This window comes from Lysinibacillus sp. GW823-FHT06C08 (assembly GCF_058795135.1).
Window position 1 is genome coordinate 17,606 of sequence record NZ_JBXAHN010000017.1, and the last position, 19,371, is coordinate 36,976.

At 38.2% G+C, this 19,371-nt stretch carries 20 protein-coding genes; 13 read left to right on the forward strand and 7 right to left on the reverse strand.

What is annotated here, in order from left to right:
* The first annotated feature begins 64 nt into the window (after nucleotides 1-64).
* Complete coding sequence (locus AC1Q6O_RS22365) at nucleotides 65-1,486, forward strand: magnesium transporter CorA family protein (RefSeq protein WP_089986173.1); 1,422 nt, start codon at nucleotides 65-67, stop codon at nucleotides 1,484-1,486.
* A gap of 40 nt (nucleotides 1,487-1,526) precedes the next feature.
* On the opposite strand, the gene AC1Q6O_RS22370 is transcribed toward AC1Q6O_RS22365, so the two are convergent.
* Nucleotides 1,527-1,739 carry a hypothetical protein gene (locus AC1Q6O_RS22370; RefSeq protein WP_008178137.1) on the reverse strand — a complete coding sequence of 71 codons (213 nt, stop codon included), beginning with the start codon at nucleotides 1,737-1,739 and terminating at the stop codon, nucleotides 1,527-1,529.
* 22 nt (nucleotides 1,740-1,761) lie between these two features.
* Nucleotides 1,762-2,349 (reverse strand): peptidylprolyl isomerase, encoded by a 588-nt coding sequence (locus AC1Q6O_RS22375; protein ID WP_012292385.1) that lies wholly within the window; start codon nucleotides 2,347-2,349, stop codon nucleotides 1,762-1,764.
* A 237-nt stretch (nucleotides 2,350-2,586) separates the two neighbouring features.
* On the opposite strand from AC1Q6O_RS22375, the gene AC1Q6O_RS22380 reads away from it, so the two are divergent.
* A complete protein-coding gene (locus AC1Q6O_RS22380; protein WP_090003340.1) occupies nucleotides 2,587-4,437 on the forward strand; it encodes a transglycosylase domain-containing protein in 1,851 nt (616 codons plus the stop codon).
* Between the two features lie 413 nt (nucleotides 4,438-4,850).
* Here AC1Q6O_RS22380 and AC1Q6O_RS22385 read toward each other — a convergent pair whose 3' ends face one another.
* Complete coding sequence (locus AC1Q6O_RS22385) at nucleotides 4,851-5,414, reverse strand: DUF5366 family protein (RefSeq protein ID WP_008178131.1); 564 nt, start codon at nucleotides 5,412-5,414, stop codon at nucleotides 4,851-4,853.
* 154 nt (nucleotides 5,415-5,568) lie between these two features.
* Between AC1Q6O_RS22385 and AC1Q6O_RS22390 the strand changes: the two genes are divergently transcribed.
* Genes AC1Q6O_RS22390 through mnhG form a run of 7 tightly spaced genes read left to right on the forward strand, consistent with a single transcriptional unit; the run spans nucleotide 5,569 to nucleotide 11,324 of the window.
* Entirely contained in the window at nucleotides 5,569-7,980 is a 2,412-nt protein-coding gene (locus AC1Q6O_RS22390; RefSeq protein WP_107922472.1) for a Na+/H+ antiporter subunit A, read from the forward strand.
* Nucleotides 7,967-8,389 carry a Na(+)/H(+) antiporter subunit B gene (locus tag AC1Q6O_RS22395; RefSeq protein WP_008178127.1) on the forward strand — a complete coding sequence of 141 codons (423 nt, stop codon included), beginning with the start codon at nucleotides 7,967-7,969 and terminating at the stop codon, nucleotides 8,387-8,389. The genes AC1Q6O_RS22390 and AC1Q6O_RS22395 overlap by 14 nt, the downstream gene beginning before the upstream one ends.
* Entirely contained in the window at nucleotides 8,389-8,730 is a 342-nt protein-coding gene (locus AC1Q6O_RS22400; RefSeq protein WP_008178124.1) for a Na(+)/H(+) antiporter subunit C, read from the forward strand. The genes AC1Q6O_RS22395 and AC1Q6O_RS22400 overlap by 1 nt, the downstream gene beginning before the upstream one ends.
* Entirely contained in the window at nucleotides 8,723-10,210 is a 1,488-nt protein-coding gene (locus AC1Q6O_RS22405; protein WP_008178123.1) for a Na+/H+ antiporter subunit D, read from the forward strand. The genes AC1Q6O_RS22400 and AC1Q6O_RS22405 overlap by 8 nt, the downstream gene beginning before the upstream one ends.
* A gap of 4 nt (nucleotides 10,211-10,214) precedes the next feature.
* A complete protein-coding gene (locus tag AC1Q6O_RS22410) occupies nucleotides 10,215-10,694 on the forward strand; it encodes a Na+/H+ antiporter subunit E (RefSeq protein ID WP_008178121.1) in 480 nt (159 codons plus the stop codon).
* Entirely contained in the window at nucleotides 10,691-10,972 is a 282-nt protein-coding gene (locus AC1Q6O_RS22415; RefSeq protein WP_008178119.1) for a Na(+)/H(+) antiporter subunit F1, read from the forward strand. The genes AC1Q6O_RS22410 and AC1Q6O_RS22415 overlap by 4 nt, the downstream gene beginning before the upstream one ends.
* A complete protein-coding gene (mnhG, locus tag AC1Q6O_RS22420) occupies nucleotides 10,956-11,324 on the forward strand; it encodes a monovalent cation/H(+) antiporter subunit G (RefSeq protein WP_008178118.1) in 369 nt (122 codons plus the stop codon). The genes AC1Q6O_RS22415 and mnhG overlap by 17 nt, the downstream gene beginning before the upstream one ends.
* 56 nt (nucleotides 11,325-11,380) lie before the next feature.
* Here mnhG and cysC read toward each other — a convergent pair whose 3' ends face one another.
* The 4 genes from cysC to AC1Q6O_RS22440 form a co-directional block, all read right to left on the reverse strand.
* Nucleotides 11,381-11,974, reverse strand: a complete 594-nt coding sequence (cysC, locus tag AC1Q6O_RS22425; protein ID WP_008178117.1) for an adenylyl-sulfate kinase — start codon at nucleotides 11,972-11,974, stop codon at nucleotides 11,381-11,383.
* Nucleotides 11,971-13,110, reverse strand: coding sequence for a sulfate adenylyltransferase (gene sat / locus AC1Q6O_RS22430; protein ID WP_089986176.1), 1,140 nt, complete (start codon nucleotides 13,108-13,110; stop codon nucleotides 11,971-11,973). Before sat ends, cysC begins: the two co-directional genes overlap by 4 nt.
* 84 nt (nucleotides 13,111-13,194) lie before the next feature.
* Nucleotides 13,195-14,259, reverse strand: a complete 1,065-nt coding sequence (gene cysP / locus AC1Q6O_RS22435) for a sulfate permease (protein ID WP_089986177.1) — start codon at nucleotides 14,257-14,259, stop codon at nucleotides 13,195-13,197.
* A gap of 12 nt (nucleotides 14,260-14,271) precedes the next feature.
* Nucleotides 14,272-14,973, reverse strand: coding sequence for a phosphoadenylyl-sulfate reductase (locus AC1Q6O_RS22440; RefSeq protein ID WP_008178112.1), 702 nt, complete (start codon nucleotides 14,971-14,973; stop codon nucleotides 14,272-14,274).
* A 444-nt stretch (nucleotides 14,974-15,417) separates the two neighbouring features.
* On the opposite strand from AC1Q6O_RS22440, the gene AC1Q6O_RS22445 reads away from it, so the two are divergent.
* The 4 genes from AC1Q6O_RS22445 to AC1Q6O_RS22460 are packed head-to-tail and all read left to right on the forward strand — an operon-like array spanning nucleotide 15,418 to nucleotide 19,275.
* Entirely contained in the window at nucleotides 15,418-16,461 is a 1,044-nt protein-coding gene (locus AC1Q6O_RS22445) for a sulfate ABC transporter substrate-binding protein (protein ID WP_492402243.1), read from the forward strand.
* A gap of 11 nt (nucleotides 16,462-16,472) precedes the next feature.
* Complete coding sequence (cysT, locus tag AC1Q6O_RS22450) at nucleotides 16,473-17,306, forward strand: sulfate ABC transporter permease subunit CysT (RefSeq protein WP_008178107.1); 834 nt, start codon at nucleotides 16,473-16,475, stop codon at nucleotides 17,304-17,306.
* A gap of 10 nt (nucleotides 17,307-17,316) precedes the next feature.
* Nucleotides 17,317-18,189 (forward strand): sulfate ABC transporter permease subunit CysW, encoded by an 873-nt coding sequence (gene cysW, locus AC1Q6O_RS22455; protein WP_089986179.1) that lies wholly within the window; start codon nucleotides 17,317-17,319, stop codon nucleotides 18,187-18,189.
* 15 nt (nucleotides 18,190-18,204) lie between these two features.
* A complete protein-coding gene (locus tag AC1Q6O_RS22460) occupies nucleotides 18,205-19,275 on the forward strand; it encodes a sulfate/molybdate ABC transporter ATP-binding protein (RefSeq protein ID WP_090003344.1) in 1,071 nt (356 codons plus the stop codon).
* Nucleotides 19,276-19,371 lie beyond the last annotated feature (96 nt).

The following is a 19,371-nucleotide window of genomic DNA, read 5'->3' on the forward strand; positions in this document are numbered from 1 at the left end:
TGTTTAAAATCCTTAATATGTGGAAAAGTTTCTTAACAATCGGATGGAAAAAGGGGTGTTTTCAATGGACTTAGTTCCTTTAATAATTCAGCGTGCCTATATGACATTCTTGTTTCCCTTCGCCTACCAAACAAAAGATCGGCAAAAGATTGGTAATATCCTTTTAGAAGAAGGGTTTTCTTTTTTTGAATTGAACAATATTACTCTTGAAAATACCTTTTATGGAGACATAACAATCATACATGAAGAGCTTGCCCAATTTTTTTATCCCTTTCTTGAAGACAAATTATTCCCAAACAAAATGGATAGCCCAGACTTTCTTCGTTTCTCAAAAGCATTTTATACACAAGGGGCCTTACACCATCAAGAAAATTGTATAAACTATGAGCTTATGAGCATCGATGTAACGCTATGCCCTTTCGGCAATGGCATCGTCACTGTACGAACAAGCATTGACACCCCTTATGACATTAGTGATATTTTAAATTTCATTCATTACTTTAGGGTGCTGGAGGCAAAATTGCGAGAGGAAAAGGGAGCAAGTCACCATTTCTCGTTCGGTCATTGTGATTCTACGAGTGAGCTATTATTTAACTATTTTATCCCCTTCTTAAAGCCTTTTTTACAGCACCACCAAGATCATAGGTATGAAGGATTGCCCTTTTTTGAAGATGAACGAATGTTTTCCTCAGCCTATTTAATGTGTGATGAACAAGCAGAACTTTTACCTGAGCATCTTTTTCGATTAGGGCAAGTAGATGGAAGAACACCTGATGGCAAACCCTTTATTTCAAGCACAAATTCTCAATATATTTCAAACTATGTACAGGAACACGCCCATACACGCTGGGCACCCAATAGTTATATTATCTCTTCAGCGCAGGCGCAAATGACACTTACAAATAAGCCATTTAAACATTGTTCACATAGCATTCAGGAGTTTATGGGTACTCACTATTATAATTTGTTCATTCATTATTTTTATAAAATGATGCTCTTAAAGCTATCCTACGAATACAGTGAAATAAAGTGGGGAAAAGATAAACAAATTGTCAATGAATTAATCGAACTAATCACAAAGTTTTCTGCACGTTATTATTTCGAAGAAGTCGTTGTTCGGACTGAAGGTCGGGAAATTTCTCAAATGCTACGAAAGCATTTCCGTATCAATGAACATTATGTAGAAACAAAAGCGACATTGAACAGCTTATATCGAACACAAGAAGATCAGTCTGATAATCGAAGTAATAATTTACTATTTATTTTAACTGTATTTACGGTTATATCCGGTATATACGGAATGAATTTAGTCATTGAAGAATGGAAGGACAGTAGTGATTTAGATAGTGTTTGGAGCTATACGCCGTTCGAATGGGTTGCCTTTATTACCGCCATGAGCGGGATTGGCCTATCCATTGTACTCGTTTGCTTCAATGCCTTCAAAACACTACAAAACATCGTTCGTCGTTCTAAAAGAAAAATTTAAATAAAAGAATCTGTCTCCATTGGAGGCAGATTCTTTTTAATTAGACATTTTGTTGGTTGTTTGTACTTTTCTTTTCTGCTAGTATACGTGCTTCAATTTCTTTTGATTTAATTTCCTGTTTCTTAGAAATTTTACGGAAAAGCGTAAACACGACTACACACAAAATAAGCATGATTAAAAATTCAAATGCTGCTGGAATATATCCTGATTTATCTTCAGGGAAATATAAAAATTGATACATTAAGTTTTCCATGCTCTACACGTCCTTATAATTATTATTCAAAGACTGTAATTGACTCAATTTTCACATCTTCTAATGGCTTATCACGGGGATCTTTTTCTACATCCGCAATTTTATCCACAATATCCATTCCTTCTACAACATGACCGAATACAGTATGTTTATGGTCTAACCAAGGTGTACCGCCATTTTGTGCATAAGCTTCGATAATTTCCTCTGGGAAGCCTGCTCCCTGTAATTGACGAAGCATATCGCTTGGAAGATGTTTCATTTGAACGATAAAGAATTGAGAACCATTTGTGTTTGGACCAGCATTAGCCATTGATAGCGCACCGCGTAGGTTAAACAATTTATCTGAGAATTCATCTTCAAAAGAATCTCCCCAAATTGATTCTCCGCCCATACCTGTTCCAGTTGGGTCCCCACCTTGAATCATAAAGTCTTGAATAACTCGGTGGAAAATGATGCCGTTATAATAACCTGATTTAGCATGACCCAAAAAGTTTTCAACAGTTTTTGGTGCAAACTCTGGGAACAATTTAATTTTAACTGCCCCTAATGTTGTGTTCATTTCTACAAGCACTTCGCCTGCTTGTACGTCTGTTGTTAATTGTGGAAACATGGAAGTCTCTCCTTTAATGATAATTTTCAGTTTCAATGAAAAAGATGACAATTCATCCTTCTTGACCTCATTTTAGTCTAACATACTTCCGATTGGTTTTCTTCATCAAAGTATTGACGATTTATGCACTTTTAACTTCCTCTCTCAAAACAAAGGAAATAGGTCTGACCGAGTATTTGGAATCAATCCAAAATATGTTATTCTGTTGAAGGATTCATAGAAAGAGTGGAGGCACACATGAAAAAGGCTTTTGGTTTTTTTATTATACTTCTTTCCTTACCTGTTCTATGGTGGATTAGCACAAACATACGAACAGAAATCAATACCGCACAAGCACATGAGGAACAAATTACACAGGCTATTCATTTACCTGAAGTACAACCTCAGCTTCCTGTAACACTTACGGACCAAAATGGGCAAACATTTAGTGAGGAATATGTCGAATGGCGGCAGCCACTAACATTACAAGAAATTCCACAAATTGCCCAGGAAATATTCATTGCAAGTGAGGATGCCGACTTCTACGAACACATCGGCTTTGATTTAAGTGCTATTATGCGTGCAGTAGTCGCCAATTCAAATACGAGTGCTAGCTCACAGGGTGGCAGTACGATTACACAGCAGCTTGTTCGAATGCGTTATTTATCTGATGAAAAAACATATGAACGAAAATTAACCGAACTTTTTTATGCTTATGAATTAGAAAAAGAGTTCGATAAAGAAGCAATTTTAACGATGTATCTTAACGAGTCCTATTTTAGCAATCAAGTTTACGGAATTGGTGGAGCAGCCACTTATTATTTTCAAAAGCCACTCCAGCAATTATCAATAGCTGAAATTGCTTTTATTGCAGCAATTCCTAACAACCCGTCACTTTATAACCCTTTAAAAAACTTTGATCAAACTAAAGCACGTCAAGAACGCTTATTAGATACACTTGCCGTGAAAGGTAGCATTACTAAGGAAGATGCGACGACTTATAAGGGAGAACCTATTACATTGCATATTAAGGATAAAATACAAAGCTATCCTATGTATGGCACTTACGTTCTTCAAGAATTAAAATGGTTAGTTGCAGAAAAAGAAGGCTATGCGGATCGACTTAACAATACAGACAATGAGGAAGAAAAGAAAAAAATTAAGACACAATTAGACAATCGACTTGATACATTATTTCAAAATGGACTCATAATTAACACTGCATTGGATCCACAAAAACAGCAGCATGATGAGCAACAAATAACCGCTACCTTGGGTGCCGGTTCATTGCAAGCAGCAGGTGCTGTTATTCACAACCAATCCAGAGAGATCGTTAGCTTATATGCAGGAAAAAACTATGAAAAGTTTGATTATCATCGCGCATTTCAAGGAACACGTCAGCCAGGTTCCGCCTTTAAGCCACTGGCCGTCTATGCTCCTTTCTTTGAAACAACCACACATACACCGGATTCAATTGTAAATGGTGGTAGTTATTGTGTCGGATCCTTCTGCCCTCAAAACTATGGGGGGTACAAGTATGGGGATGTGTCGCTACGCACTGCGTTTCGACATAGCTATAATACATCGGCACTGCGACTCTTCCAGACAGTTGGCGTTGATACAGCATTTCAATATTTAGATCGCTTCCATTTCCGCTCCATTGTAGAAAAGGACTATAATTATGCCGCTTCCTTGGGCGGGCTTACTTATGGTGTAACAGCATTAGAACTAGCAGATGCCTATACAAGCTTTATTGATGGATCTTATGTTCTAGCCCATAGCATTCGTAAAGTTACAGCTTTAGATGGAACAGAGCTCTATAGTTGGGATACACAGCGTGATCAAATTTGGTCTCCTAAAACAGTAAAATACATGCGTGAGTTACTTGCCGATGTTGTGATGAACGGTACGGGACAGGGAGTCTACAGTAATAGCAGCTATGTTGGTGCCAAAACAGGGACAACGAATGACTATCGAGACTATTGGCTTGCCGGACTTAATGATACCTATACAGCTGCCGTATGGATTGGATATGATAAGCCTCAATCCATGCAAAAATTAGAAGAATACAAAATTCATCATCAATTATTTAATGTTTTACTTGAGTAAGATAAGTGGTTTGGATGTAATGATCACAAAAGGGAGCAGAAAGAGATTTTCTGCTCCCTTCAGACTGTAGACAAACTCGAAAAATTGGAGTGTTTGCCTACAATCTTTTTTTCTTTTACATTCAAATAAAAGAAAGCCTTTGATTTCCACTACGGATGGGGTCGAGCTGCTTCCTACGCTTTCGCACAGAAAACATCTGCTCAGTCCAGAATCTCGACTTCCCCCATTCCCCGCAGAAGTCACAGCCCTTCATTCGAATCAACTTACCCATTAATGTAAAGCTTTGACGTGCCATGCAAAATAAGAAGTTGCCTATGCTCGAACAACATGTAGTCATTCACCAAATAGTCACTTGAACATAAGAAAAACCATCGAGATTGAGCCTCTCGATAGTTTTTGCCTACGGTATGCATTTATTGGGCAAATGGTAGACTTGCTAAAATACCATTATATAGTTTCAATACAACATACACGATGAATGTTAATAGAATTGTCCACATAAAAAGTTCAAAGATTAATAGACCGATTGTGCCGCCCATTGACATAAAATGACTCATTTTGTAAATAAGATAAATGAAATATGTAAAAACAGTGAGGACAAAAATTCCTATTAACACATAAATAAATTGGATTGCAAATGCTGAACACATAGCACCAATAAACAAAATGATATAGCCGCCTCGCGCTTGGCTAACAGTTGCACCATCGTTGTCTTTTGAAAAAAAGAGCATTCCTAACTCATGGATGGTTTCTCCTACTAGTTTGAGTGCTGAAAATAGCATAAAAAAAACAACAGCAAACACTATGAGTAAGAATACACGTAATTCAACATCAGATAAAAACTCTCTCATTCCTGAATATACACCGATCGCTCGAAAAATCTGTAAAGATTCTCCAACTGCATACATACCAAATGTCAAACTAAACAATAAAATTGTAATTAATGGTAAATAACCGTAGATATATGGATTCTTCATAAAAATTTTTTTCCTCTATTTTTCTTGATAACTTCCTATTTATAATATAACGAAAATTCTTCCACTACCGCAAGCTAAATCCCAATAGTACGTATGCATTCCCAATTAAAGTACGTTATAATTGATTTACTTACCTGCATAAAGGAGGGTTTTTTTGTTACAAGTACTTTATATTTTCATTCCAATGCTTGCTGCAATCTTCGTACCATTTTTATATAAAAGCATAAAAAATATTCATACTGGCTGGTTTGTTCTCGCTGTTCCAGCTACGCTCGTAGTTATTTATGCATCCTATATTGCACAAGTAGCTAAAGGTGGAGTTTTTACCGCTAAACTTCCTTGGATTCCATCGCTTGATATTTCCTTCGTCTCCTATTTGGATGGCCTTAGCTTATTATTCTCGCTATTAATTACTGGAATCGGATCTTTAGTTGTCCTCTACTCCATTTTTTATTTAGATAAACATAAAGAAAAATTACATAATTTTTATGTTTACTTACTGTTATTTATGTCTGCCATGCTTGGAGTAGTACAGTCAGATCATTTAATTACACTGTATTTCTTTTGGGAATTAACGTCCATTTCATCATTCCTGCTCATTGGTTATTGGTATAACCGTGATGCATCACGCCTTGGCGCACTAAAATCAATGATGATAACAGTCGGCGGCGGCTTAATGATGCTAGGTGGATTTGTGCTTCTCTACTTAATGGGTGGAACTTATTCCATTCGAGAGCTAATTATTATGGCACCGAATCTAGTTGATCAACCTTTATTTACATGGTCGCTTGTTTTATTACTTCTAGGAGCATTTACAAAATCTGCACAATTCCCATTCTATATTTGGCTACCAGATGCAATGGAAGCACCTACACCAGTCAGTGCATACCTACATTCTGCCACGATGGTCAAAGCAGGTATTTATTTAGTAGCACGCTTTACCCCAATATTTGCGGCCTCTGAGCTCTGGGTATGGCTTGTAACAGGTATAGGTATTTTAACTTTATTCTGGGGTTCCTTCTTTGCAGTCAAGCAAACGGACTTAAAAGGAATTCTAGCCTTCTCGACAGTTAGTCAACTTGGACTTATTATGTCACTACTTGGGGCAAGCGCAGTGGCGTTTCATGCGAATGAATCAGTAGATACCATTAAATTCGCGGCATTTGCTGCGATCTTCCATCTCATTAATCACGCAACATTTAAAGGTAGCCTATTCATGATTGCTGGGATTATCGATCATGAAACAGGAACGCGTGATATTCGAAAATTGGGTGGGTTAATGAGTATTATGCCTATCAGTTTTACAGTTGCGGCGATAGGAAGCTTATCGATGGCTGGTCTTCCACCATTTAATGGCTTCTTAAGTAAAGAAATGTTTTTAACAGCCATGCTCTCCCTTCAAAAGTTTGAGCTCTTTGGCTTTGATACTTGGGGAGTGCTCTTCCCAATCATCGCTTGGATTGCTAGTATTTTCACATTTATTTATAGCTTTTATTTTGTTTTCCGGACATTTAATGGCAACTACAAACCAGAGCAATTACCTCATAAACCACATGAGGCACCTATTGGAATGCTAGTTTCTCCAATGCTTTTAGCGGGATTAGTTGTGTTCATATTCTTTATCCCGAATTTTATTGGTGATACATTTGTCAAACCGGCTGTTCTAGCGATTCAGCCATTTTTATACGAAACACCACAAGATATTGACATACATGTAGCAGCTTGGCATGGGGTCAACCCAGAACTTCTCATGACGATAGGAATTATCATTATTGGGGTACTGCTATTTGTTTCACTACCGAAATGGCAAGGAATGTATCAGCGATTCCCAAGGGCTTTCACTTTGAATAATGCTTATGACAAAATTATGCAGGGGTTAGATGTTGGCTTAAATCGCCTCTCTCGACTCTATATGACGGGCTCAATGCGTCATTATTTACTCTATATGTTTAGTGGTATTGCTGTTATCGTCATTGGTTCGCTTTTTGTGAAAAATGCCTTTAGTCTTTCATTCCAAGGGACCGCTCCGATAAGACCCTATGAAATTATTTTAGTCGTGGTTTTATTAATTGGAACAGCTATCACCATACTTGCTAAATCGCGGTTAACCGCCATTATAGGTCTTGGCTCTGTTGGATATACGGTAGCATTATTCTTTGTTATTTTTAATGCACCAGATTTAGCCTTAACACAGCTTGTTATTGAGACCATATCTGTTGCCCTCTTCTTATTGGCATTCTACCATTTGCCAAAGCTTGGTAAACGAGAAGAGCGTATGAGATTTCAATTAAATCGAGCTGTTATATCCATTGCAGTAGGTGTCATGGTAACACTTGTCGCACTATCTGCTCATTCGCAAAAACTCATTCCTACTATTTCTAAGTACTATGAGGAAACCGTTTACTCTTTAGCGGGCGGAGGAAATATTGTCAACGTAATTTTAGTAGACTATCGTGGCTTTGATACATTGTTTGAAATTACAGTACTCGCTATTGCTGGAATGGCTATCTTTGCAATGATTAAATTGCGTATGAATAGAAAGGAGAAAACACATGAAAACAAATGATGTGATAATACAATTTACGGCTAAAATTGTATTCTTCATTATTTTCTTCTTCTCCATTCATATTTTTTTAGCAGGTCATTACACGCCGGGTGGTGGCTTTGTTGGAGGGCTTTTAACCTCCAGTGCCATCGTGCTATTAGTGTTAGCGTTTGATATCCGTACTGTACGCCATATTTTACCTATTAATTACACGTATTTAACGGCTATTGGTTTATTATTAGCCCTTGCTACTGCAGCATTCCCTATGTTTGTGGGCGAACCTTTTTTTACTCATTTCTTTGATTATTTTGATTTACCGCTTCTAGGCAAACAGTCTTTACACACGGCTATGCTTTTTGATAGCGGTGTCTATCTGGTTGTTGTCGGTGTTACGATGACCATTATTCAAACGATTGGAGAGGATGAATAATGGAAATAATTATGGCCTTTGTCATTGGCTTCCTCTTTATGGCAGCTGTCTATTTAATTTTATCAAAAAGTTTATTACGAATTATTATTGGTACAGGACTTTTAAGTCATGGTGCTCATCTACTTATATTAACGATGGGTGGTCTTGGTGGTGAGGCTCCACCCGTGTTAAACGAAGGAGCCAAAACTTTTGCAGATCCATTACCTCAGGCACTGATCTTAACTGCTATTGTAATTAGCTTTGGCGTCACGGCGTTTTTCCTAGTGCTGGCATATCGTTCCTATCAGGAGCTGCAAACTGATGATATTAGCTTAATGAGAGGAAGTGATGAGGATGAATAACTTCCTACTGCTGCCTATCATCATTCCGTTTTTCTTCGGTATGATTTTAATGTTTGGGCAAAAAAATTTAATGTATCAACGAACATTTTCATTACTTGGAATCGGGATCTCCTTGATCACTGCCGTTTCACTTCTAATGAAAGTGAAACATGATGGTATCCAAAAGGTCACTTTCGGAGATTGGCCAGTTCCTTATGGCATTACAATGGTTTCTGATATGGTATCCGCATTGCTCGTGACAACGACATTGTTAATTGCCTTTTTTGTTGTTTGGTATGGCTTTGGTTCTATTACGAAGGAACGTGAACGATTCTTTTATTACCCTGGAATCATGTTTATTTTAACTGGGGTTAATGGGGCCTTTACTACAGGTGATATTTTTAACTTATTCGTTTTCTTCGAAGTATTATTAATGGCTTCTTATTTACTGATCGTCCTAGGTGGCGAGAAAGGGCAACTGAAAGGATCGATTAAATATATTTTAATTAATGTTATTTCGTCTGCCCTATTTGTCATTACTGTAGCCTTTTTATACTCGGTTGTAGGAACATTGAATATGGCTGATATTGCCGTTAAAATAGCTGAAATCAATCAACCAGGTATCATTACCGTTATAGCTGTACTCTTTTTAATGGTATTTGGATTAAAAGCAGCCATTTTCCCATTGTATTTTTGGCTTCCTACTTCGTATGCAGCGGCGCCTATACCTGTACTAACATTATTCGGTGCACTGCTCACAAAGGTAGGTGTCTATGCGATTACACGTACCTATACATTATTCTTTGTACACGATTTATCCTATACTCATGATCTATTGATGGTACTTGCCATTGCTACAATTGTGGCTGGATGCATCGGGGCACTCGCTTACTTTGATGTCAAACTTATTATTATCTACAATATTGTCATCGCCGTAGGGGTTATTTTATTTGGTGTCTCACAAATGAATGAAGCTTCCTTAAAGGGAGCAATGTTTTATTTAGTACACGATATGCTCATAAAGGCAGCACTCTTTATGTTAATCGGTATAATCATCTACATTACTGGTACATCTGATTTGCGGAAGATGGGTGGTCTGATGAAAAAATACCCGGCACTTGGTTGGTGTTATTTAATTGCAGCATTTGGCTTAGCCGGAATTCCACCACTTAGCGGATTTGTTGGCAAACTATTGATTGTACAAGGTGGCTTTGAAGCGGGTAATATGTGGAGTAGTATTTTCATATTAGCGTCCTCGTTGCTCGTTCTACTATCCGTAATTCGTATCTTCATCTATGCCTTTTGGGGCGAGGAAAAAGAAACGAAGGGCATCGTTGACAAATCTATCTACAAAATGCTGTTTATGCCCTCAGCCCTTTTAGTACTTATTTCTGTCGCATATGGTGTTGGTTCCGAATGGATGACGCCATTTATGGACGATGCAGCAAAACTTTTAAATGATCCATCTATCTATATAGATGCTGTGATGAAGGGGGATTAACGCTGTGGCATTTCAAATGATTTTAAACTTTGTACTTGCCTTCGTATGGATGTTCCTATCCTCTAATTACACAGCAACCGGCTTTATTATTGGGTTCTTAATGGGCATCATTTTACTCATAATAATGCGAAGATTTTTTAGATCTCGTCTTTATGTCTACCGCCTATGGGCCCTTTTAAAATTAACTTTGCTGTTCTTTAAAGAATTAGTATTAGCGAATGTGCAAGTCCTGAAGGTAGTATTAAAGCCTAAATTGGACATGCAGCCTGCCTTTTTTGCTTATCCTACTGTATTAACAGAAGACTGGGAAATCACATTATTATCCAGTCTTATCACTTTAACGCCAGGAACTGTAGTCGTACATGTATCGGATGATGCTAAAACACTATATGTACATGCTATTGATATTAATGATGTGGATGAGGCTGTTGCTTCCATTCGAGATTCATTTGAGAAAGCGATTTTGGAGGTGAGTAAATCATGACAACATTTATTATAACGGTCATTGTAGTGATTTGCTTATCGATGATTGCGGTCATTTATCGGATGATCAAAGGACCTTCTGCATCTGACCGTGTAGTCGCTTTAGATTCACTTGGTGTCTCTCTTATTTCCTTGATTGGATTATTTTCGATTTTAGTGGAAACAAGCTTCTTCCTTGAGATTATTTTATTGCTAGCGATTTTATCATTTATCGGTACAGTTGCTTTCTCTAAATTCATAGAGAAAGGAGATATCATTAAACGTGACAATTCTCGCTAATAGTTTAGTTATCTTTTTCATTTCTATTGGAGTACTTTTTATTGTCGTCACAGCTATTGGGCTTATCCGCCTACCTGATTTATATACACGAGCACATGCTGCCTCAAAAAGTGCTACACTTGGTGTCATGTGTGTACTAATTGGTGTATTCTTTCACTTTTGGCTAATCGAAGATCATTTTAATCCACGTATATTACTAGGAATACTGTTCCTCTTCATCACTGGCCCTGTTGGAGGACATATTATGACTCGCTCCTCTTATATTGCTGGTGTCAAGCCTTGGAAAGGGACAGTACGTGATGAATTAGGCCCTGAAATTGACAGAATGAAAAAAGAACAGGACACACAATAAGACATATAAAAAATCTGCTCAATCGTTCTGAACGAGCAGATTTTTTTATTTGTTTATTATATATACCCTTTGGAAGTTAAAATACTAGTCAACTGTTGCACACATTCTTCTATCGTATGATGTTCAGTATCTAAAATAATTTCAGGGTTTTCTGGTTCCTCATAAGGGGCGCTAACACCAGTGAAATTAGCAATTTCTGCTTTTCTCGCTTTTTTATATAGGCCTTTGGGATCCCGTTTTTCACATGTTTCTACTGAACACTTTACAAAGACCTCGATAAATTCACCATCTTCAACAAGTGCACGGACCACCTGACGATCTTCTCGATAAGGAGAAATAAATGCCGTTAATACAATTTGACCACTTTCTATAAAAAGCTTCGAAACTTCCCCTATACGACGAATATTTTCTTTTCGTCCTGCCTCCTCAAAACCTAAATCCTTGTTTAAGCCATGACGGACATTATCGCCATCCAATACAAAGGCTTGGTTGCCCCTTTCATATAATTGGCGGGCAAACGCATTGGCTATAGATGATTTTCCTGAAGCAGACAAGCCCGTAAACCATAAAATAAAGCTTTGATGTTTATTTTGGGATCGACGCTCCTCTTTTGTAACGGAGGCTTCATGCCAAACAATATTCGAACTCATTTGACTACCTCCTTTTGCATGCCTTTTATTAATACATCTACTACCTCTTTACGGCTAAATGTACTTGGTGGTACTTCCCCATTACGTAGCATCTCTCGTACTTTTGTTCCTGATAAAATAATATGGGCAGAGCTATCGTGTGGACAAGTTTTTGTTGTAGCCATTCCTTCACATTGCTGACAATAAAAACTATGCTCGAACTTTAATGGAACAATCCCTAATTCATCTTCCGTAAACTGTTCAAAGATTTTTTGTGCATCGTACGTGCCATAGTAATCCCCTACACCGGCATGATCTCGACCGACGATAAAATGTGTACAGCCATAATTTTTTCTTACAAGTGCATGGAAAATGGCCTCTCTTGGTCCTGCGTAACGCATAGCAGCCGGAAACACTCCTAATTGCACACGATTTTCAGGATAGTAATTTTTTAATAGAATCTTATAGCTCTCCATGCGGATAGCCGCAGACACATCATCCGACTTTGTTTCACCAACAAGAGGGTTTAAAAATAAACCATCAATCGTTTCAAGTGCTGCCTTTTGGATATATTCATGCGCTCGATGCACCGGGTTACGCGTTTGAAAGCCAACAATGGTTTGCCAACCCTTTGAAGCAAATAGTTGACGGGTTTCCACCGGATCAAATGAATAGGTAGGAAACTTTTGTGCCAGACGTTTGATTAGAGTAATTTTCCCTCCGACATATATGGCAGGACGTTCATGTAGCTTGTGAACGCCAGGATGTGCGAGATCCTCAGTACCATATACAAGTAATGCCTCTGTTCGCTTATTCGGCTCAAAAATATCAGCTACCTGAATAACGCCATAAGTTTCACCTTGGTAGACTAATTTTACCTCTTCGCCAGGTTGTAATGTTGCTGCCTTCTCTTTCGTCACAGGGAGGGTAATTGGAATACTCCATACTATACCTGATGCTAATCGACTTTTTTCCACTACAAATTCATAATCTGCTTGTGTTAAAAAGCCTTCGATAGGGCTGTAGCCACCTATGGCAATTAACTCTAAATCACTCAAAGAAATGGCATCCAGTTCAATCTCCTTATGAATAGATGACATCTCCTTTTCGGGATGGAAAGCTTGCACAAGAAACCCTCCATGTGGTTGTAAACTCATATAATCTCCTCCTAATTCTAGTTAAATACTAAGTTTAATAGTTGAAATGTATGAAAGATCAATGATGTTGTAACACTAGTGTAATTAAATACCCTCTCCTGCATCATATATGGATTGCTCTTCCTCTCGCATTGTACGCATTAAACTAATAACTCCAAGCGTTCCAACGATAATGCTGCCATTCAAAATAATCGCATAAAGATCTTTTTCTAAAAATAACTGCACTAAAAAATAAGAAATGGCTAATGAAAAAATTGGGGATACAACCCATATACGAATAATCTTTTTCACAATATGCTTATGGAAAATTTGTTTTCCGTTCTTTGCCATACCCATTCCGATAATAGAGGAAGATGTTACTTGCGTTAGTGGCACTGGAAGTCCAAAAATGGAGCTTATACCAACAAGGAGCGCACCCGTACTTGAAATTAAAATACCCTCTGCCTTTTGAAACCGCATAATTTTTTTTCCGTTTGTTTCAAGAACTCGTTTTCCAAGTAGGATGGCTCCTATAGCGACAAAGGCACCCCCAAGCATAATGCCGATAGTAACATCCATCATGCCAGCACCTACTAGCGGTCCAACTGCATTGGCAACATTATTCATACCTGCCGAAAAGGCTTCAAAAAATCCTGCTAATACGAGTAGAACCGTTAAAATTGGATGATCTTTTAGTAGCCCCCTATGTTGTAATTTATATAACAACTTTCCACATATAAGGGCTATAACAAAAGCTATAAGTGGGACGATAACCCAAAAGGACATGATGACAAGTAAAGATTGAACGAATAGCACTTTATAAGCCATTCCCACACCAACGACTGCACCGACGGTCACCTCACTCGTAGATAAGGGGATGCCTAGAAGGTTGGAAAAAAATAAACTGCTCGTTGCAGAAATTAAAATAATGATGACAATTTTCACCGTAATATATTCCTGAGGCATAATGCCCGAGCTAATCGTTTTGACTACTTCTCCTCCGCCTAAAACCGCTCCACTATAAACGCCTATTGCGCATAACAATAATGCTTGCCAAGCCTTTTTAATAGCTCCGGCCCCATAAGCAACTCCCATTGAAGCCGCTGCTCCACTTGCACCTATATTCATTGCAAAAAATAAACTAATAGCTATGGCGAAATATTCTAGCATGGCATTACTCCTTTATTCATGTAACCCACATTCCGTCTTGCCTGAGCCTTGCCATCTACCTGAACGTAAATCATCCATCGTAAACGCCGGCTTCGTACAATGCTCACAGCCGATACTTGGATAGCCTTGATCGTGCAAAGGATTGTATGGCAAATTATGTTTTGAGACATATCGCCAAACATCCTTCCATGTCCAATGGATAAGTGGGCAAACTTTAATCGACTTAAATTTATCATCACGATTAAGAAAATTTGTCTGTTGACGTGATGGCGATTGTTCACGACGTAAACCGGATATCCAAGCCTTTGTACCTGAAAGGGCTTCATGTAAAGGCTTAATCTTGCGTATAGCACAGCATTGATTTGGATCTGACTTCCATAGTTCATCACCATATTGGGCCGCTTGTTGTTCAAGTGTAAGTGAAGGCTTTTTCATCACAATGTTTAATGGTGGATATTTTTCCTTTACTCGCTGGATCGTTTCATAGGTCTCTTTAAAATGGACATCTGTATCTAAAAAGACAATGGTTGCATCTGGTCTTACCTTTGAAATGAGATCAATTAAAACTATGCCCTCTATCCCAAAGCTACAGGCATAGACAATTTCATTCCCATACTCTTGATAGCTCCACTGTAAAACCTCTAATGCTCCCTTATACGTTTCATCAACCTGAAAATTAATGTTTGGTTCTTGCCAATTTGCATGTGTTAACATTGAATCCCCCTCATAGCGAAAAAAGGCGTTCTAACAAAAGACACCCAAAAACATGTCTTTGTTAAAACGCCTCTAGTTTGACTAGCCAGCTCATTATTCAACGATTTTTCACTAGTAATTGCTACCTCGTTCTATAATCGTTTTTTCTTATTACCAAATATATACTAAAGTACACCAAGCAGTCAACTAGGTTTTTGAAATATCTTATGCAATAAACCCATTTTTGACACTCTTAGTTGCATAAGATAAATGATAGCTAGGTAAATCACCCTTATTTTCAACATTCCACAATTCCTTGTTGACTAATAGGAAATATATGTTTAATGTATTATCTACAAATACCAAAATGCTGATCAGAGGATCTGAAGGCCATCTACCAATGACGAATTATCGTTATAGGGGATGGCTTTTTGCATTCTTTAGCCAGAAAGGGAGCGAAATGGAATGAAGAAAAGGAACAATGTCTTTCAATCTTTGGCACTGCTTGCTGTATTAACTTTATCTGTAACAGGATGTAGTAGTGCTAACTCAAATGAAGATACAGGTGGCCAAGAATCAGTAGAGCTATTAAATGTATCCTATGACCCAACACGCGAGCTTTACGATGAGTTCAATCAAGATTTTATAAAAAAATGGAAGGATGAAGCAGGGCAGGATGTCACGATTAAACAATCTCATGGAGGCTCAGGAAAACAAGGTAGAGCAGTGATTGATGGCCTCGAAGCAGACGTTGTCACGCTTGCTCTCGCCTATGATATTGATGAAATTGCCCAAACTCGTGAACTGCTAAATAAAGATTGGCAAACAGAATTTGACCATAACTCTACTCCCTATACATCCACTATTGTCTTTTTAGTACGCAAGGGCAACCCGAAAAATTTACAAGATTGGGATGATCTCATCAAAAAAGACGTATCCGTCATTACCCCTAACCCTAAAACATCTGGTGGTGCACGGTGGAACTACCTAGCTGCTTGGGGATATGCGGGAAAGTTATATAACAACGATGAAACAAAAATAAAAGAATTTATGAAATCACTATACAGCAATGTTGAAGTACTAGATTCCGGTGCCCGAGGTGCTACCACAACTTTTGTGGAACGAAAAATTGGGGATGTCTTAATTGCATGGGAAAATGAAGCTTACTTATCACTTCATGAATTAGGGAAGGATGAATTCGAGATTATTACCCCATCATTAAGTATTTTAGCGGAGCCACCAGTGGCGGTTGTTGACAAAATCGTTGATAAAAAAGGAACACGCGAAGTGGCAGAGGCATATTTACAGCATTTATATAGCGATACAGGTCAAGAAATTGCTGCCAAAAACTATTACCGACCTCGCAATGAAGCTGTTCTATCTAAATATAAAGACCAATTCCCTCAGCTTGAACTTGTTTCTATCGATGATTTTGGTGGCTGGACAAAAGCACAAGCAACTCACTTTAAAGACGGTGGTACCTTTGATGAAATCTACTTGCCACAATAAGGAGTGTTTTGATGAGTAGTTTAACCCTGACGAAAAAATCACGTCGTATTATTCCAGGCTTTTACCTATCTCTTGGATATACGATGTTATATGTTAGTTTACTAGTGTTATTACCACTTTCTATGATATTTTTCCATACGATGTCCTTAAGCTGGGCTGCGTTTTTCGATATTATCACTGATCCTCGTGCTGTTGCTTCCTATAAAGTGAGCTTCAGCACAGCCCTCATTGCAGGTCTATTAAATGTACTTTTCGGTACAATTATCGCTTGGGTTCTGGTTCGCTACCAGTTTCCTTTTAAAAGAATGATTGATGGATTAGTAGATTTACCCTTTGCTTTACCTACTGCTGTAGCAGGGATTGCTTTAACATCGCTCTATGCCCCCAATGGTTGGATTGGCCAATTTTTTGATTTTAAAATTGCCTTTACGCCCCTTGGTATTATAATTGCCTTAACTTTTATTGGTCTCCCTTTCGTTGTACGGACAGTACAGCCAGTATTGCAAAATATTAGTGCTGAAGTCGAGGAGGCTTCAGCTAGCCTTGGAGCCAATCGTTTACAAACCTTTCGTAAGGTGATTTTACCAGAGTTGCTACCAGCCATATTAACGGGCTTTTCATTAGCCTTTGCCCGTGCTCTAGGAGAGTATGGCTCGGTTGTTTTCATCGCTGGAAATATGCCGATGAAAACCGAAATTACCCCTTTAGTTATTATGACTAAACTTGAGCAATACGATTATGCTGGTGCCACTGCAATTGCAGTAGTAATGCTTGTTACTTCATTTATTTTATTATTAACCATTAACGTCATACAATGGCTAGCCAATCGTCGGTTTGTACATTAGGAGGAGCTATATGGAACAATCAACATTTATTCAACAGGCTAGTACTGAAAAAAATAAGGTGTCTAAGTCTGCCGCCTTACAGGAGCCTCGTGTTATTCGCTATGCGCTTACATTTATTGCATTAGCCTTTTTAGCTTTTTTTATCGTCCTGCCATTAGCTTCAATTTTTATTACAGCCTTTCAAAAAGGTGTTGATGTTTACTTGGCAGCTATCACACATCCAGATGCATTAGCTGCTATTAAACTCACTTTAACAGTTGTAGCGATTGCCGTACCTCTAAATGTAATCTTTGGCGTAATGGCTGCATGGACCCTTACAAAATTTAATTTTAAGGGGAAAAATCTTTTACTAACCATTATTGATTTACCTTTTGCGGTCTCCCCTGTTATCGCAGGTTTGGTATTTATTTTACTATTTGGATCGCAGGGATTATTTGGTGATTGGTTATTCACCAATGATATTAAAATTGTTTTTGCCCTACCTGGCATTGTGCTTGCGACTATATTTGTCACACTGCCCTTTGTTGCTCGTGAGCTAATACCTCTAATGCAAGCACAGGGTACGTCTGAGGAGGAGGCGTCGATTTCACTTGGTGCAAGTGGCTTTAAGACATTTTGGTATGTCACCTTACCCAATATTAAATGGGGTTTATTCTATGGTCTAATCTTGTGTAACGCACGAGCAATAGGAGAATTTGGTGCTGTTTCAGTTGTATCTGGCCATATACGAGGCATGACAAATACAATGCCCCTTCATATTGAAATTCTCTATAATGAATATCAATTTTCAGCCGCCTTTGCTGTTGCATCCTTAATGAGTGTCATAGCTATCTTTACATTAATTTTAAAAGACATCATTGCATGGAAGTCCAAATCTAGTTAAAAGGAGATGATCAACATGAGTATACAAATTCAAAATGTCTCGAAAATATACGGATCTTTTCAAGCATTAGAGGATATTTCTATTCATATTCAGTCAGGGGAGCTTGTTGCATTGCTTGGCCCCTCTGGATCAGGAAAAACCTCTCTATTACGTGTCATTGCAGGGCTGGAAACCGCCGATACGGGTGATATTTTTTTTGATGGACATTCCATGACGGACCGGCATCCAAAGGAACGTAATGTAGGCTTTGTGTTTCAGCATTATGCCCTATTTCGTCATATGACAGTCTTTGAAAATGTCGCCTATGGCCTAAAGGTTCGCCCTCGGAAAACTAGACCTACTAAGCAAGAGATACGAGACAAAGTGATAGAATTGCTACAATTAGTTAAACTCGAAAATTTCTCTGACCGCTATCCTACACAGCTTTCAGGTGGTCAAAGACAGCGTGTGGCACTTGCAAGAGCACTTGCAGTAGAGCCGAAAGTTCTTCTGCTAGATGAGCCATTTGGGGCACTTGATGCAAAAGTTCGCAAGGAGTTGCGTCGCTGGCTACGAAAGTTACATGATGAATTTCATATTACAAGTATATTTGTTACGCATGATCAAGAGGAGGCATTGGATGTGGCAGATCGTATTGTTGTCATGAACAATGGCAAAATCGAGCAAATTGGGAGTCCAGATGAAGTGTATACACATCCCAAAAGTCCATTTGTCTATGATTTTTTAGGGAACGTTAATCTTTTTAAAGGACGCTTACATAACGGTAAGCTGATGCATGGAGAAGTTGCACTGGATGTACCTGATGTACAATCACATACAAAAGATAATGTGATTGGTTATGTACGCCCCCATGATATACAAATAGAAAAGGTAAGTATTCCAGGTACGGTTCCCGTCAAAATCAATCATATCCATCTGTTGGGGCCTATTGTTCAAATTGAGCTACGCCGTGAAGATTTAGATGAATTTTTAGAGGCAGAATTATCAAAAGAACAGTTCCTTCACCTTCAGCTTGAAGTGGGCGATCATGTATTTGTTAGGCCGAAGCAATTAAAGGTCTTTATCCCCGAAGATTACTCCATTTAAAAAACCATGTAGCAAAGAAATGAACTGAACCCCGAATAGTGGACACTTTAAAAAGTGACCCTATTCGGGGTTTTTTGTTCATTTCACAAAAAAATC